The following is a 14,866-nucleotide window of genomic DNA, read 5'->3' as shown; positions in this document are numbered from 1 at the left end:
GTCCACCGACAAGCCTCGGGGCTTGACCCCGAGGCGGTTGACCCCGATCGCACCCTACATCACACCGCTGCTGGGCATCATCATGCTCGGGATGGGGTTGACGCTGACCCCCACGGACTTCCGTCGCATCCTCGAGCGGCCGCGGGACGTCTTCATCGGCGCAATGAGCCAATGGCTCCTGATGCCGACGATCGCCTACGTCCTCGTCGGCGCGCTTGGGTTGCCGGAGGAGATCGGTCTCGGCCTGATACTCGTCGGCGCGGCCCCGGGCGGGACCGCCTCGAACGTGATGACCTATCTCGGGCGCGGCGACGTCGCGCTCTCGGTGTCGATCACGTCGGTGACGACGATCGCCGCGCCGCTCGTGATGCCGGCGTGGATCGTCCTGTTGGCCGGCGAGTCGATCACCGTCACGTTCATGGATATGGCGACGTCGATCGTGCAGGTCGTTTTGCTCCCGGTCGTCGGGGGCCTGGTGCTGCGCTACGTCCTCGACGAGTACGCGCCGGCGCTTGCACAGGCCGGACTCTCTATCTTCCCGGCGATCAGCGTGATCGCCATCGTCGCCATCGTGGCGGCGGTCGTCGGCCTCAACGTCGAGACGATCCTCGGCGCGAGCGCACTGGTCTTCCTCGCGGTCGTGTTGCACAACGGCCTCGGGCTCGGGGCCGGCTACGCGGTCGGTCACGCGGCCGACATGGCGGAGGATCGAGCGCGAGCGTGTGCGTTCGAGGTCGGCCTCCAGAACAGCGGCCTGGCCGTCGCGCTCGCGACGGCCCACTTCAGCGCGGGTGCCGCACTGATCCCGGCGCTCTTTAGCGTCTGGCACAACGTCTCCGGCCCGGCGCTGGCGACGCTGTTTACCTACCTCGACGGGGACGCGCCGGTCGGGGACGAGGAACCGGTCGCTGCCGACTGATACGGATTGCTGTACCGATTTCCCGACACAACCGACGCCAGGTCGCGGTTGCGCCGGCAACGACCGACAGGAAACCGTATGAAGCCGCCGAGATTCGTCCGCGATCCGACCGAGAAATCCCCTTAAGCTCCTTGAATTGCATCCATGACAGATTTTTATAGTGGCACGGTATGCTATACTGTACCATGGCCGACGTCACGTACGTCCGGAAGGCGTGTGCCTACATCACGCGCGGCTCGAGCGAGCTACTGGTCTTCGAGGGGCCGGGCCACGACGGGCTCCAGATTCCCAAAGGCACCCTCGAGCCGGGAGAATCCCCGCAGGAAGCGCTGTTCCGGGAAGTCCGTGAGGAGAGCGGACTGGGAACGCTGAACGGCGCGCAGCATCTGACGACCGACGTCTGGACCCGACGCGAGGAACCGCCGAAGCGCTACGTTCGGCACTTCTTCCACGCCACGGTCTACGAACCGCGAGATCGGTGGACCCACACCGTCACCGACGGCGGCGGCGAACACGGCTCGGAGTTCGAGTTCCGCTGGGTCCGGCCGGCGACGGCGGGGGAGTTCGCGCTCGATCTCGACGAGTACGTCGATCTGCTCCCGGTCGCCGCGGGGGCCGAACCGGCCTCGAGCGCCTCGGACTGATCGCCGGTCGCGGATCGCGTTCCGGGCGGACGCTCCCAGTCGCGCCGCTCTCGAGCGCGAGCGCACCGAAAACGCGGACCCTATTTCGAGAGTGCCCGCTCGACGGCTTCCGCCACGTTCATCGCCTTTGCAGCGAGATCCTCGGCGACGAGTCCGTCGTCGACGGCCGCCTCGAGGTCGTCCGCGTCGACGATCTCGACGGTCCCGTCACGCTGCCGGATCACGTCGACGTAGAGGTCGACGTACCGCGCGGTATCCGGAAAGAGTTCGACCGGCGTACAGACGTTGACGTAGGTCCCTTTCGGCGTGCCGTCGGCCGCCTTGTAGGTCGTCGGATACCACCACCGACCCTCGCGGAACTTCGTCACGGCCACGTCGCCCGACTCCTTGGGCACCCCGAGCGCGTCGTAACTGCCGCCGCCGCTCATCGACCGCTCGAGGGTGAGCTTGCCCTCGGGGTCCCAGTCGGTGACCTCGCCACGACCTAACGAGATGAGCCGGCCATCGGGTTTGCCGTGGCCGATCTCGAGGCGGTCGCCGTTCGTCGGGCCGAACTGGCGGGCGACCGCGGCGAAGGGGAAGGCGTCGTCGTCGGTCGTATCGGCACCCAGCGAGCCACAGACCGCCTCCGCGAAGTCGACCGCGGCGCTGGCGGCCCGATCGGCGGCCTTCGACCGGTGATGGCCCGGCATCGTCGTCTCGACCCGCCGGCGGACGCCGTCCAGTTCGAATCGGGTCTCGCGGCCGAACCAACACCACTCGGTCCGCCGGGGTGTGGCGAGCAGTCCCGGCTCGCCGGGCTCGGCCGGCGCGTCGGCGAGCGCATCCTCGAGCGCCCGGGCCAGGCTCGCGGCGTCCTCGAGGGCAGCCCCCATCGCCTCGAGGTCGGCGTCGGCCGCGGCGTGTTGCCAGCGCAGTCCCCACCCCTCGGGGATCTCGACCGAGAGCAGGTCGGTCATGCCGACCAGTTCCTCGGCGCGCTCGCCGCGCAGCGCCGCCGAGACGCCGCTGCGATCCTGCGAGAGCGTACAGAGCCCGCCAGCGACCTCGAGAGTCGGTTCCACGAGCGGGCGGTCGTCGTCCCACGGCGGCGCAGGCTCGCTGACCTGCACGCGATAGCGGTCGCCCGCGTCGACGTAGCCGTCGACGGCGTCGTACGCGAGATAGCCCCGCCGGCCCTCGCCCAGATCGACGACCGCGCCGCCTCCGCCGCCGGCCTCGAGGACCTCGGCGTCGAAGACCGCGCCGCGGGGGATCTCGTCGTCCCAGCGGAAGGCGTCGATCGCGAGGGCCGTGAGTTCGTCGGCGACCGTCTCGACCGCGTCGGGGTCGCCGGAAATCTCGACGCCCTGCCGATCGCGGGTCGTCTCGACCGTCGCGTCGGCCGGCGCGGCGTCGAACGACTGGTCGAAGCGCTCCCGAATCGGCTCGGAGGCCTGCACGACCTCGCAGTCGGCCTCGCTCAGCAGTTGCGTGACGGCCGTCGTGTAGATGCCGCGGACTCGAGCCGTCGTCATCGCAGCCTGTCGCGGTCGGCGGCGAACCGCACCCGGTCGTTGATCGTCGGGCCGAGGGAGAGTTCGACGACGTCCTCGTCCAGAAGTCGGCCGCCCTCGACGTAGACGCCCCACGTCTCGAACCGGAGCCAGCCCCGCATCTCGTCGCCGTGGGTCGTGATGTCGGCGTAATCGACCGCGTGTTCCGGATACGCCGAACTCGAGTGGGCCATGTCCATATCGGAGTAGACGGTGTCGTGGTCGTCGAAGAACGCCTCGAGCGCCGCCGCGTCGTCCGCGACGGCCTCGACGACCGCCTCGGAGGCGGCCCGGAGGTCGTCGGTCTCGAGGCCGGCGTCCCGAAGCGCCCGCTGGGTTCGCTGGTCGAAGTGCATGGGCGTCGGTTCGGACGGGAGGCCTTTGTGGATTCCGAGTCCGAGCGATCGGCGTTTTCGGGACCCGGCACGTCGGACTGGCCAGGACAGGTCATCGTTCTGACGACGGGGAGAGACAATGCTGGCAGGGGTTCCGATCGAGGCAACCGACCGATACCTGCTCGTTCGTACACCCTTTCCCCATCCATTAGTAATTATTTGTAGTGAATTTTCATCCGGGAAGAATGATACACCATCACTGGAAAATAAATATCCGAGCGCGACGGACCCAGACCGTATGTTCAGGATCGATGATTTTATTGTGTAAGTATTGCCAGGGTGGGTATGGCGATCACACTCAGGCAGCTCTACGATCGATATCGATCCGTTCCGATCATCTACCGCATCGGCGTCGCGTTCGTCCTCGGCTCGCTCGTCGGCCTGACGGTCGGCGAACCGGCAACTCGGCTCGAGCCGCTCGGTGATCTCTTCGTCCGACTGCTCCAGATGATCGTGATTCCGATCATCGTCTTCACGCTGCTTATGGGTGCCAGACGGCTCTCGCCGTCGAACCTCGGGAAGATCGGCGGGCAGGTCGTCGCGCTGTATCTGGTCACGACCGCGATCGCGATCGGTATCGGGCTGTTCGTCGCGAACCTGATCAATCCCGGGACCGGGCTCGAGGTGGCCGACGCGACTGTCGAGACCAAAGAGGCCCCCGACATCGTCGAGGTGTTCATGAACATCGTGCCGACGAACCCGGTCGGAGCGATGGCCGCGGGCGACGTTCTCCCGACGATTTTCTTCACGATCGTGTTCGGGCTCGCGCTGGCCTATCTGCAAGACGAGTACGACGTCAACTCGGCCGTTCACGAGGGTGCCGAAACGGTGTTCGAACTCGCGGAAACCGGCGCGGAAGCGATGTTCAAGATCGTCTGGGGCGTCATGGAGTACGGCGTGATCGGCGTCTTCGCCCTGATGGCGACGACGTTCGGGAACGCCGGAGTCGACGCGATCGCCCCGTTTGCCAAGCTCATCGGCGCGCTCGCGATCGCGGTCGGCCTCCACATCGGCGTCACCTACCTGCTGATCATCCAGTGGGGACTGCTCCGGGAATCACCGCTGGATTTCCTCCGGGGCAGCAAGGAAGCGATGGTAACCGCGCTCTCGATCCGCTCCTCGAGCGGAACGCTGCCGGTCACGATGAACGACGCCGACGAGAACTTCGGCGTCGACGAGGAGGTCTACAGCTTCTCGCTACCGCTGGGCGCGACGATCAACATGGACGGGACGGCGATGTATCAGGGCGTCGCGGCAGTCTTCGCCGCTAACATGGTCGGCCAGACCCTGACCATCGGCGAACAGTTCACCGTCGTCGCGACGGCCCTCCTCGCGAGCGTCGGTACTGCCGGCGTCCCCGGGAGCGGCCTGATCATGCTCACCATGGTCCTCACGCAACTCGGCCTCCCGCTCGAGGTCGTCGGCATGGTCGCGGGCGTCGATCCGATCCTCGACCGCCTGCGGACGATGAACAACGTGACCGGCGACTTGGCAGTCACGACGCTCGTCGCCGGCTGGAACGACAAGATCGACCGCACGGCCACCGTCTGGTCGGAGACGGACGTCCCGGACTCGACGCCGGGCACGACCGACGACTGAGACGGCCGTCGGGACACTGGACGACGGGGCGCCGCCGGTTGCCGAACCTATACCCGGCCGGCAGCCATACCGTCGCTCATGCAACGCAGGCGAGACCCGGTCGAACGCGCCGAGGAGCGGTCCGGAGACGGGTCACTCGACCTCTACGATGTCTCGACGTGGAACCCGCGATCCGTCCCGGATCTGATCGCGTATACACTCTACAACGCGGTCAGCTACGGGTTTCGGGCGATCGTGTTGCTAACCGCGATCGTGATCACTCTCTCCTTGCTCGTCTCGCCGGCCGCGCTCGTCGTCGAGGACCCGTATCTCGCGGGCTTTTTCGCGCTTTCGCTCGTCCCCGCGGGACTGCTCGCGGCGTATATCTGGTACGCCGATATCACGACGGCGGAACCGCTACGGCTGCTCGTCGCGACCTTTCTGCTGGCGATCCTGTTCGCGACGTTCGCCGCAGTCGTAAACTCAGTGACGCGGCCGCTGTTCGGCGTCGGGGCCGTCGGGAGCCTCCTCTTTTTCTACCTGATCGTCGGCCCCGTCGAGGAGACGGTCAAACTGCTCGCCGTAAAGGTCTTCGCCTACCGGAGCAGCAGTTTCGACGCCGTGATCGACGGCGCGGTCTACGGTGCCGTGGCGGGACTCGGCTTCGCGGCCATCGAGAACGCGATCTACATTGGCCGGGTCGTCGGCGAGGCGGAACCCGAGGCCAGCCTCCTCGCGACGGCGGGCGGGATCGCGACCGTCCGGGCGCTGGCCGGCCCCGGCCACGTCATCTACTCGGCGATCGCGGGCTACTACCTCGGGCTGGCGAAGTTCAACCGCGAGTACGCCGGCCCGATCGTCCTCAAAGGGCTGCTCGTCGCCGCGTTCGTCCACGGCACGTACAACGTGACCGTCGGCATCGTGCCCGGGCAGGTGGCCAGCGCGCTCCCGATCGGCTACGGGGTCGCCTTCGTCGGCTACGTCGTGTGCTACGATCTGGCGGTCGGCTACTACCTCTACCGAAAGCTCGCACGCTACCGCCGGACCTACCAGACCGTCACGAACGACGCCGTCGCCGACTCGCGGCCGGAACTGACCGAGTTCGACCCGCCCCAGCGCTGACCGGGCCGGGGCGGGGCGACGAGAACCGTCTCGAGAGCCCCGCTCAGTCGAACCGCGCTTCCAGCAGCCGTTCGACGTACTTCGCGAGGACGTCGACCTCGAGATGGACGGGATCGCCGGGCTCCTTCTCAGCAAGCGTCGTCAGGTCGTAGGTCGTCGGGATGATCGCGACGGTGACCCGGCCGTGTTCCTCGTCCAGGTCCGCGACGGTCAGGCTGATGCCATCGAGCGTGATCGACCCCTTCTCGACGACGTATCGGTCGAAAGCCGCCGGGAGGTCGAACTCGAAGAACCAGTCCTCTTCGACGGACTCGATATCGGTGACGGTGGCGACCGCGTCGACGTGCCCCTGGACGACGTGGCCGTCGAACCGGCCGTCGGCCGGCATCGCCCGCTCGAGGTTGACCGTCTCGCCGGTCTCGAGGTCGCCCAGATAGGTCCGCTCGACCGTCTCGGTCGCGAGGAAGACCTCGAACCACTCGCGCTCGCGGAACTCTTCGACGGTGAGACACGCGCCGCTGACGCTGATGCTCTGGCCGTGTTCGAGCCCCGTCGCGACCTCGTCGGCACCGATCCGGAGCCGGAGGCCGTCGTCGGTGTGTTCTCGTGCGACGATCTCGCCGGTCTCCTCGACGATCCCCGTGAACATAGCCGCAACTGACGGGCGACGCGTCAAAGCCGTTCCGGGTCCGCCTCGAAGGCGTCGGCGGCGGGAACGGTCCGGACCCCGGTGAACTCGAAGCGCGCGCCGCCGGCCGCGCTTTCGGTCACGTCGATCCCCCAGTCGTGGGCCCGTGCGATCTCGCGGACGATGTTCAGCCCCAGCCCCGTCCCGTTCTCGCCGGTCGTCCACCCCGGCTCGAGGACGCGGTCGCGGTCGGCGAGCGGGATGCCCGGCCCGTCGTCGGCCACGGCAAACCCCCCTTCCGAGAGCGCGACCGTGACCGTGACGTCCGGACCGCCGTGTTCCACCGCGTTGCGAAAGAGGTTCTCGAACAGGTTGCGGATCCGACTCGAGTCGGCATAGAGGAGGCCGTCGGATTCGACCCGCAGCGTCGCATCGGCGGTCGCCACGCAGTCCCAACAGTCGGCGACGATCGTATCGAACTCGAGCGGCTCCGCGTCGTCGACCTCGTACCCGTCCCGGACCATCGTCAACACGTCGTCGACGATCCCTTCCATCCGGTCGAGGGCGGCTGCGATCTCGTCGCCATGGGTGGCCACGACACCGGTCCGCTCGCCCTCGAGCAGTCCCTGGGCGACGTTGAGCGGGTTCCGGAGGTCGTGGGCTACGACGCTCGCGAACTCGTCCAACCGCTCGTTCTGGCGCTCGAGATCCCGCTCGTAGGACAGTCGGTTGAGTGCGATCTCGGCGTTGACCGACAGCACCGAGGCGAGTTCCTCGTCGGACGGATCGAACGTCCCCACCGCGGGATCGACGACGCTGATCACGCCGTGGTCGCCCATCGGGTGGTACATCGCGGATCGCGCGTCGCCGCGGTCGTACCCATCCTCGAGGGCCCGAACGTCATCGAACCGGAGCGACTCGCCGCTGTCGTAGACGCGACTGACCGGAGCCGACCCGTCGATCGGGTACATCGGACGGTCGCCCATCTCCGTTTCGGCCCCGTCGGTCACAGCGGCCGGCCGCAATCGGTCGTCGTCGGCGAGCCGGACCACGTTGTACTCGTAACCGAGGATCGTCCGCGCGGCATCGGCGACGAGGGCGGCGATCTCCTCACGACCGTCGGCGGCGATCAGCTGCCGCGTCGCCGAATGGAGCGTTCGAAGCTGTCGCTGGTACTCTTTCCGGTCGGTCACGTCGCGGAAGACGCCGGCGATCAATCGGCGGTCGTACAGGTCGAAGACGTGAGCGTTGATCTCGACGGGGATCCGCTCGCCACCGCTGGTCTCGACGTGGATGTCGGCACCATCCGGAAACGCATGTAAGATCGATCGATCGGAACTGGGGCCGGCGACGTATTCTTCGAAAAGCGCCCGATAGCGGTCGGCCTCCCCGGACGGGTGGAGGACGGTCTGTGGCCGCCCCACGAGGTCACAGGGCTCGTACCCGAGCAGATCACCGGCCCGTTCGTTCACCTCGACGATATCGCCCGTCGCCGCGTCCGCGACGACGACAGCGTCCGGGACTGCCTCGAGGATCGTCTGGTACTTCGCGCGGAGCGTTTCCCGGTCGCGAACGTCCCGGACGGCGGCCATGACCTCGCATCGGCCGCCGCTCTCGATCGGGCTCAGGCTGATGTCGATGGGAATCTCCGAGCCGTCCTTCCGCCGGCCCGAGAGGTCCAGTCCGGCACCCATCGGGCGGGTCTCGGGATCGGCGATGTAGGCGTCGCGTTTGGCGACGTGGCCCGCTCGAGCGGCCTCGGGAACGAGGGTCTCGATCGGTTCGCCGACGAGTTCGGACGGATCGTAGCCGAACAGATCGGTGACGCGGCCGTTCGCGTAGGTGATACGTCCGTCGCGGTCGGCGACGACGATCGCGTCGGGCGAGGCTTCACAGATGGCTTCGTATCGCTGTCGCGGGTCCTGATCCATGGGTGGCGGTCGGTTTCGGAGCCGATACCGAAACCACGATTCCCGACAGGTTTCAATCTTTTAGTAAATTATCCGAACGTCCAACGGCAAACGAAACGCCCGACGAGAGACGGCCACGGCGATCGGTCAGCGTGCCTCGTCGCCGTGTTTTTACCGGTCGCCGCCCTACCGCGTATCGATGGCCGGTATCATCGAGACGATCAAGTTCGCGGGCACGCTCGTTCTCGCCTTGCCCGCGGCCCTCGCCGGACTCGACCTGCTGTTGCTCCGCGGCCAGACCGCGTTCGGCGTCGCGCTGATCGGGCTCGCCGTCGGCCTCGTAGTCGTCCAACACTGGCTGACGACGCCGACCGACGTGCCCGAACTGCTGGCCGAGCGGGTCGTCGGGACGGTCGCGAAAGAACCCGACTCCGAGACCGACGACGAGCCGTAGGACCGCATCGGGACCTCGGTCGGTCAGTCGAGCAGCGACGCGGGCGACAGCGACTGAGACGGGGCGGCGAGCCACTCGGGCCGCTCGCCCTCGTCGGAGACGACCAGCACGTCGGCGATCCGGATCCGACTGTCCGGACCGACCTGCCCGGCCACGTCGAGTCGGACCACGGAGCCGGGACCGACCTCGTCGCCGCCCGCGAGGGGGCGCTCGCGGGGCTCGAGCCCCGCGCCGGCGACCGCGGTCGCGACCGTCTGCTCGGTATCGAACCCGAACGATCGGACTTCGGCCTCGAGGTCGGCCGCGACGGCCGTCACCGACTCCGGGCCGGCGGTCAGCATCGACCGCGCCGAGCGAAACGACTGCGTGACGGCGACGTGGACCCGACGTTCCCGGCCACCGTCGCCGTCGACGACCAGCGTCCGGACGAGCCCGCCGTAGTAGCCGGCCGGTTCGCGGGGTGCGGCCGCGAGGACGATCGGCTCGCCGGGCCGGAGCGGTTCGTCGGGGGCGCGACTCGAGTCCGGATCGACTGCGGTATTGCCGGCCGGAAACCCGCCCGCACCGACGATCGCCTCGTCGATGGCGGTCCGCAGGTGGGTGGCCGTCAGCGGTTCGGGGTCGGCTCCGTCGCCGCCGTTCTCGCCCGCTGCGAGCCGGCCGTCGACGACCGCCGACTCGGCCAGCAGCGACGCCGCCTGCCGAATCCCGGCCGCGGCCGCCCGCTGGGCGGCGGCGATGCGCTCGCGCTCGCCGGCCGTTTTCGTCGCTCGCGCCCGCTCGAGGACGTCCGTCGAGGCGAGGTCGAACCCCGCCCGCTCGAGATAGAGCGCGGCGTCGTGTGGGACTCGCGGCGGCGTCAGGATCGTTCCCTCGAGTCCGCGGTTGGCCAATGCCGACGCCAGCCGCTCAGCGGGGTGGCCGCCGCCCTCGGCGCTCGAGCGGACGAGCCACTCGTCGGCGGTGCCGTCGTAGGCCACGGCCGTCGTGTCGGCCGGCCGGTCGCAGGCGTAGCGAATCCCGGGATCGCGGTCGACGCCGGCGTGAACGAACGCGGCGCCGTCGCGGTCGACGAGGGCAGTCGAGAGGACGTCGGCCGCGTGGCGCCGGCGCTCGCGGCCGAGTTCCGTGCCGTCGTCGAACCCGGGCCTGTCCGTCGCGCCGTCGGCGTTCCCACCGGTCACGGCGCTTCGGCTTCGGCCTCGAGATCGTCGGCCTCGGCGTCGGGATCGGGCTGTTGGGCCTGCTCGACGAGTTCCTCGAGAGTCATGTCGGTCAGTTCGTTCTCGAGGAGGACGTCGACCGGCAGCGTCGGCGCGCCGTCGACCAGGTTCTCGAGGAGGACGAGTCGCTCGCGGGCCCGCGACATGCCGACGTAGAAGACGCGGCGTTCGTTGTCGGTCAGCACGGGCACGGGCGAGGTGGTCTTGGTGAACTCCTCGCAGCCGGGGATGTCGGTGGGGTCGTCGACGGTGGCGACCATCTGCTCGACGACTTTCTCGGTGAGGTCGGTGCCGACGAAGACGTGGTCGGCCTCGCGGCCCTTCGCGGAGTGGATCGTCCCGACGCGGACGCGGTCGGTGTCCATCCCCTGGTACTCGCCGATGGCGAAGTACGAGCGGACGCTTTTCTTCTGGAAGTTGGTAACCTTCCGGAGCATGTCGGCCGCCGAGCCGGGGCCGGGCATGAACGGCGCGTGGTCCTCGACGACATCGGCGGGAATCATGAGGTCCTCGAGATCGTCGATACCCGCTTCTTCCTGTCGATCGTCGATCTCGTCGAAGAGGTCGTCGCGTTCCGCGGTACCGAAGGCCGACTCCTGGAGCATGTCGGCGAGCCGGCGGGCCTGCAGGCCGGTGACGTCCTCGCCGGCGTCGATGGCCTCGACCGCCCGGACGTACTGGGTGAGTCGGTCAGTCCACATCCGCTGGTCGGTCAGCGAGGTGAAGGGGACCCCTTCGGTGATGAACTCATCGATGAATTGGAACATCTGGTAGCGGGCCCGGAACAGGACCATGATGGTACCGTCGCCCTCGACGAGGGTTCGGCGGACGTTCCGGACGACGTCGAGCATCGAGGCGTTGGTACGGGCCTCGACGGCACCGCCTTCCTTGCGGGGCTTGAGGTCCTTGTCCTGTCGGGTCTCGATGTGACGGATCTCCTTGTTGACCGCGTTGAGGACGTTCGAGGGCAACCGATAGGAGTTCGGCAGAATGATGTCCTCGTCGACTTCTTCCTCGAGCAAGAGCGCGGGGTCGGCACCCTGCCAGGAGTAAACGACCTGGTCGTCGTCGCCGGCGATCAGGACCTGCTCCATGTGTGGTTTCCACTCCTCGTAGACGTCGTACTGCAGGGTCGTGATGTCCTGGAACTCGTCGATGACGAGGTAGTCGACGTTCGGGAGCAGGGAGCGCTGTTTGACCCGCTCTAACATGTCCGCGAAGCCGATCTTGCCCTCTTCGCCCTTGTAGGAGCGCCAGCCACGGATCGCCTCGGGAACATCGATCCGGTCGTCGTCGCTGGGCCAGGTCGGGGTGTACTTGTTACCCTCCTGAGCGTTCGGGTCGATTTCGGGCGGGAGCCGGACCTCCTCGTCGTCCCACTGGAAGGGGACGTCGTACCAGTCCGAGACGTCGCGGCTGGTCCGCTGGAGCCACTGGCTCGTCGCGATGACCTTGTTCCCGATCGTCGTCGAACGGGCGGTGCGTCGCCCCGCGCCGGAGTACTCGTCCTCGTACTCGATGCCGTACTGCTCGCAGAACCCCTCCTTGTCGGATTCGCCGATGACGTCGCTCCGGGAGAGATCAAGCAGTTCGTAAGCTTTCGCGTGCATCGTACAGACGTTGCCCTGCAGCGCACGCGGACTCTCGTCGAGGCGCTCGGCTAACCGCTCGCGAACCTCTTGGGCCGCCGCTCGCGTATACGAGACGACCAGAATATCCCGAAAAGTGACCCCGTCCTGCTCGAGGATCTCCTCGACGTGGTCCAGCAAGGCGGTCGTCTTCCCGCTTCCCGGACCGCCGAACAGGCGGGTAACCGTCGTGTCCGTCGTAGTCATTGTAGCTGTACAGGAGCGCGACACCCATAAGTGACGTGGGTTTTCGGCGACAGAAGCCGACGACGACGCGACGATCAGGGATCGCGTGGGGAACGGGCGTCTCGAACCTCGGCACCGTCGCGTATCTTGTCCTGACAGTCCGGACAGACGCGGGGATCCTCAACGCCGCGGGGCGTAAACACCCGGGCGTACGTCTCCGTGACGAACGCACCGCAGTTCTGGCATTCCGGCATAGTTCTCCTCAATACGCTATCATCTGTAACCCATTATAATTGTGTCGAATACGCACTGATAAAAACACTACACGGAACGCGAATTTATCGACGGGACGGTCGCAACGGGCTCGAGTCAGCGGTCGATCCTACGGCGTTGGCTCCCACCCACAGACGCTACAGGAGTTGGCGGACGTCTCGTGAAGGCCACCGCAGTCGGGACACTGCTTCTTGTTATACTCCTGCTCCCACCCTACTCGTTCGACCGAGTGACCGCGGTCGGACAGGAATTGGTCGATGACGTCGTCACCGGCGTCATTGGGTGAGGTTGCCATATCCATGTGAACACAACCCACAGTATTAAATCGAATGGTGGCTGCTAATCCTGCCTCCTTCGCGATCCCACACGTCGGCCCCGCGGCCACGGAACCGACCGCGACCGACTCGGCCAGCCGTCGCCCCCTCTCGAGTCGACCCGCGGACTTTTCTCGCTCTCGAGCCTACGACGACGTATGAGCGACCTGCGTCTGGACGCGACCCAACTCGATCGCTACTCGAGACACGTCATCATGGACGAGATCGGCCCTGAGGGCCAACAGCGGCTGCTCGAGGGGTCGGTGCTGATCGTCGGCGCGGGCGGGCTGGGATCGCCGGCGATTCAGTATCTCGCGGCCGCCGGCGTCGGCCGATTGGGGATCGTCGACGACGACGTCGTCGAGCGCTCGAACCTGCAACGCCAGATCGTCCACGGCGACGACGACGTGGGGCGACCGAAGGTCGACAGCGCGGCCGACTACGTCGCGGCGCTGAATCCCGATATCACCGTCGAGACCCACGAGACTCGCGTCACGGCCGACACCGTCGCGGACCTCGTTGCCGACTACGACATCGTGTTAGACGCCAGCGACAACTTCGCTACCCGGTACCTGCTGAACGACCACTGCGTCCTCACCGAAACACCGCTGTTTCACGGCGCGATCTACCGCTTCGAGGGCCAGCTCACCTCCTTCACGAACGAACGCGGCGGCGACGAGCCGCGGCCGTGTTACCGGTGTATCTTCTCCGAAGCCCCCGAACCCGGTACCGTCCCCGACTGCGCGACGACCGGCGTCCTCGGCGTCCTCCCCGGGACCGTCGGCTGCATTCAGGCCACCGAGGTCGTCAAATACCTGCTCGGGAAAGGCGACCTGCTCGAGGGACGGCTCCTGCTGTACGACGCGATGGACATGAGCTTCGAGGAAGTCCCCGTCCAGCCGAACCCGGCGTGTCCAGTCTGTGGCGACGACCCCGAGATCGAGTCGGTCTCGGACGTGGCCTACGAGGGGACCTGCGAGATTTCGGCCGACTGAGTTCTGACGGCCATTCAACGTACTCCTCGAGTCGGCACGCAGTCCGGTCGCAAAGGTGAAACCTGCTCCGCCGTCACCCGCTCGAGGCGGTGCGGCCGAGTCTCGATCGGACGACGGCGGGCAGTCGCAACGTGCCGGCGACGGCGAGACAGGAGGCGAACGCGGTGGTCCCGAGCTTGCCGCCCGCCCCGGACAGGGACGGTGCGACCGCGAAGTAGACGAGGCCACAGAGGCAGCCGGCGGCGGCGACCTGTCCGGTGGTCGCCAGCCGCTCGTCGCCCGACATCCCGGCGAACGAGGCACAGAAGGCGACCACGGCCAGCGTCGACCCGAGCGACGGAAAGAGCGAGGGGAACGCGATGCCAGCGACGAGCCCGACCGCGGCAGAGGCGACGACGGAGCTGGCCCCACCGCGGGTCCGGAGCGCGACGGTCGCGACCGCCGCGACGCCAGCGACGAGGACGACTGCCGGAGCGAGTCGCGGCTCGAGTGCGCTGGCGGCGGCGTAGTCAACGTCGAGCAGGGCAACCGTCGTGATGCAGCCAAAGAGCGCGATCGTCCCGTACTTGCCGCCGAAGCCGTCGAACGAGCCGGCCGTCGCGACGAACGCGAGCCCGGCGATCACGCCCGCGACCGCGACCGGCTCGAGGGAGGGAAACACCGCCGGCGAGGCCATTCCGACGAACGTCCCGCAGTAGGCCGGGCCGTCGATCCGGGGGAGGCCGACCCCGACGAGCAACCCGACCGCGGCGGCGGCCACGACCGGGCCGAGGCCAGCGCGAACGCTCAGGACGTACGTGACGACCGCTGCGGCTGCGACCGCGAGCGCATCGACGGCGTCCGCGCGAGCGAGCCCGCTCCCCTCGAGTCTCGAGAGTCGCCGTCGCTCCGTCGCGGCGACGACGGTCCCGGCGAGCCCGACGCCGAGCGGCACCCAGACCGCTCCGGCGTGGAGGTCGGGCGGCGCACGGACGGCACCGAGGAGCAACGCGGCCGGCGTCACGAGCAGCGCGAGGTAGCCGGCGAGTCGAATCGGACCGTACACACTCCCACTCTCCCGAG

At 67.7% G+C, this 14,866-nt stretch carries 14 protein-coding genes and 1 pseudogene; 6 read left to right on the top strand and 9 right to left on the bottom strand.

Features of this window, described 5'->3' with window-relative positions:
- Positions 1-28: 28 nt before the first annotated feature.
- Both NP511_RS12205 and NP511_RS12200 read left to right on the top strand, forming a co-directional pair.
- A pseudogene (locus NP511_RS12205) lies at positions 29-919 on the top strand (bile acid:sodium symporter family protein); the annotation flags it as partial.
- Positions 920-1,104: 185 nt separating this feature from the next.
- The gene (locus NP511_RS12200) at positions 1,105-1,563 is read left to right on the top strand and encodes an NUDIX hydrolase (RefSeq protein WP_049965704.1); all 459 of its coding nucleotides are present in this window, start codon (positions 1,105-1,107) and stop codon (positions 1,561-1,563) included.
- 80 nt (positions 1,564-1,643) lie between these two features.
- On the opposite strand, the gene NP511_RS12195 is transcribed toward NP511_RS12200, so the two are convergent.
- Together NP511_RS12195 and NP511_RS12190 are read right to left on the bottom strand one after the other, a co-directional pair.
- On the bottom strand, positions 1,644-3,080 hold the full coding sequence (locus NP511_RS12195) for a ribonuclease FAU-1 family protein (protein ID WP_049965703.1): 1,437 nt from the start codon (positions 3,078-3,080) through the stop codon (positions 1,644-1,646).
- Positions 3,077-3,454: a DUF7532 family protein gene (locus NP511_RS12190; protein ID WP_049965702.1), complete on the bottom strand. Its 378-nt coding sequence runs from the start codon at positions 3,452-3,454 to the stop codon at positions 3,077-3,079. The genes NP511_RS12195 and NP511_RS12190 overlap by 4 nt, the downstream gene beginning before the upstream one ends.
- Before the next feature lie 324 nt (positions 3,455-3,778).
- On the opposite strand from NP511_RS12190, the gene NP511_RS12185 reads away from it, so the two are divergent.
- Together NP511_RS12185 and NP511_RS12180 are read left to right on the top strand one after the other, a co-directional pair.
- Positions 3,779-5,092, top strand: coding sequence for a dicarboxylate/amino acid:cation symporter (locus NP511_RS12185; RefSeq protein ID WP_049965701.1), 1,314 nt, complete (start codon positions 3,779-3,781; stop codon positions 5,090-5,092).
- Positions 5,093-5,170: 78 nt separating this feature from the next.
- Positions 5,171-6,193, top strand: a complete 1,023-nt coding sequence (locus NP511_RS12180) for a PrsW family intramembrane metalloprotease (RefSeq protein ID WP_049965700.1) — start codon at positions 5,171-5,173, stop codon at positions 6,191-6,193.
- 43 nt (positions 6,194-6,236) lie between these two features.
- On the opposite strand, the gene NP511_RS12175 is transcribed toward NP511_RS12180, so the two are convergent.
- Both NP511_RS12175 and NP511_RS12170 read right to left on the bottom strand, forming a co-directional pair.
- Positions 6,237-6,842: a riboflavin synthase gene (locus NP511_RS12175; protein WP_049965699.1), complete on the bottom strand. Its 606-nt coding sequence runs from the start codon at positions 6,840-6,842 to the stop codon at positions 6,237-6,239.
- Positions 6,843-6,865: 23 nt separating this feature from the next.
- Positions 6,866-8,752, bottom strand: coding sequence for a PAS domain-containing sensor histidine kinase (locus NP511_RS12170; RefSeq protein ID WP_049965698.1), 1,887 nt, complete (start codon positions 8,750-8,752; stop codon positions 6,866-6,868).
- A gap of 178 nt (positions 8,753-8,930) precedes the next feature.
- Between NP511_RS12170 and NP511_RS12165 the strand changes: the two genes are divergently transcribed.
- The gene (locus NP511_RS12165) at positions 8,931-9,185 is read left to right on the top strand and encodes a DUF7533 family protein (RefSeq protein ID WP_049965697.1); all 255 of its coding nucleotides are present in this window, start codon (positions 8,931-8,933) and stop codon (positions 9,183-9,185) included.
- Between the two features lie 23 nt (positions 9,186-9,208).
- Here the strand turns inward: NP511_RS12165 and NP511_RS12160 are convergent, their stop codons facing one another.
- From NP511_RS12160 to NP511_RS12145, 4 genes are all read right to left on the bottom strand, one after another.
- On the bottom strand, positions 9,209-10,369 hold the full coding sequence (locus NP511_RS12160) for a M24 family metallopeptidase (protein ID WP_049965696.1): 1,161 nt from the start codon (positions 10,367-10,369) through the stop codon (positions 9,209-9,211).
- Positions 10,366-12,243, bottom strand: coding sequence for a UvrD-helicase domain-containing protein (locus NP511_RS12155; protein ID WP_006647975.1), 1,878 nt, complete (start codon positions 12,241-12,243; stop codon positions 10,366-10,368). Before NP511_RS12155 ends, NP511_RS12160 begins: the two co-directional genes overlap by 4 nt.
- Positions 12,244-12,317: 74 nt before the next feature.
- Positions 12,318-12,476 (bottom strand): DUF7563 family protein, encoded by a 159-nt coding sequence (locus tag NP511_RS12150; protein ID WP_006180277.1) that lies wholly within the window; start codon positions 12,474-12,476, stop codon positions 12,318-12,320.
- A gap of 128 nt (positions 12,477-12,604) precedes the next feature.
- Positions 12,605-12,790 (bottom strand): HVO_0416 family zinc finger protein, encoded by a 186-nt coding sequence (locus tag NP511_RS12145; RefSeq protein ID WP_049905393.1) that lies wholly within the window; start codon positions 12,788-12,790, stop codon positions 12,605-12,607.
- 177 nt (positions 12,791-12,967) lie between these two features.
- Here NP511_RS12145 and ubaA point away from each other — a divergent pair, with 177 nt between their 5' ends.
- Entirely contained in the window at positions 12,968-13,804 is an 837-nt protein-coding gene (ubaA, locus tag NP511_RS12140; protein ID WP_049965695.1) for an SAMP-activating enzyme E1, read from the top strand.
- Between the two features lie 73 nt (positions 13,805-13,877).
- Here ubaA and NP511_RS12135 read toward each other — a convergent pair whose 3' ends face one another.
- Positions 13,878-14,849: a hypothetical protein gene (locus NP511_RS12135; RefSeq protein ID WP_049965694.1), complete on the bottom strand. Its 972-nt coding sequence runs from the start codon at positions 14,847-14,849 to the stop codon at positions 13,878-13,880.
- Between the last annotated feature and the right edge of the window lie 17 nt (positions 14,850-14,866).

Origin of the sequence: Natrinema thermotolerans, from assembly GCF_031165565.1 — an archaeon.
GTDB lineage: Archaea > Halobacteriota > Halobacteria > Halobacteriales > Natrialbaceae > Natrinema > Natrinema thermotolerans.
Note: the sequence above shows the minus strand (reverse complement) of the source record. Positions and strands in the feature narration are given on the sequence as shown.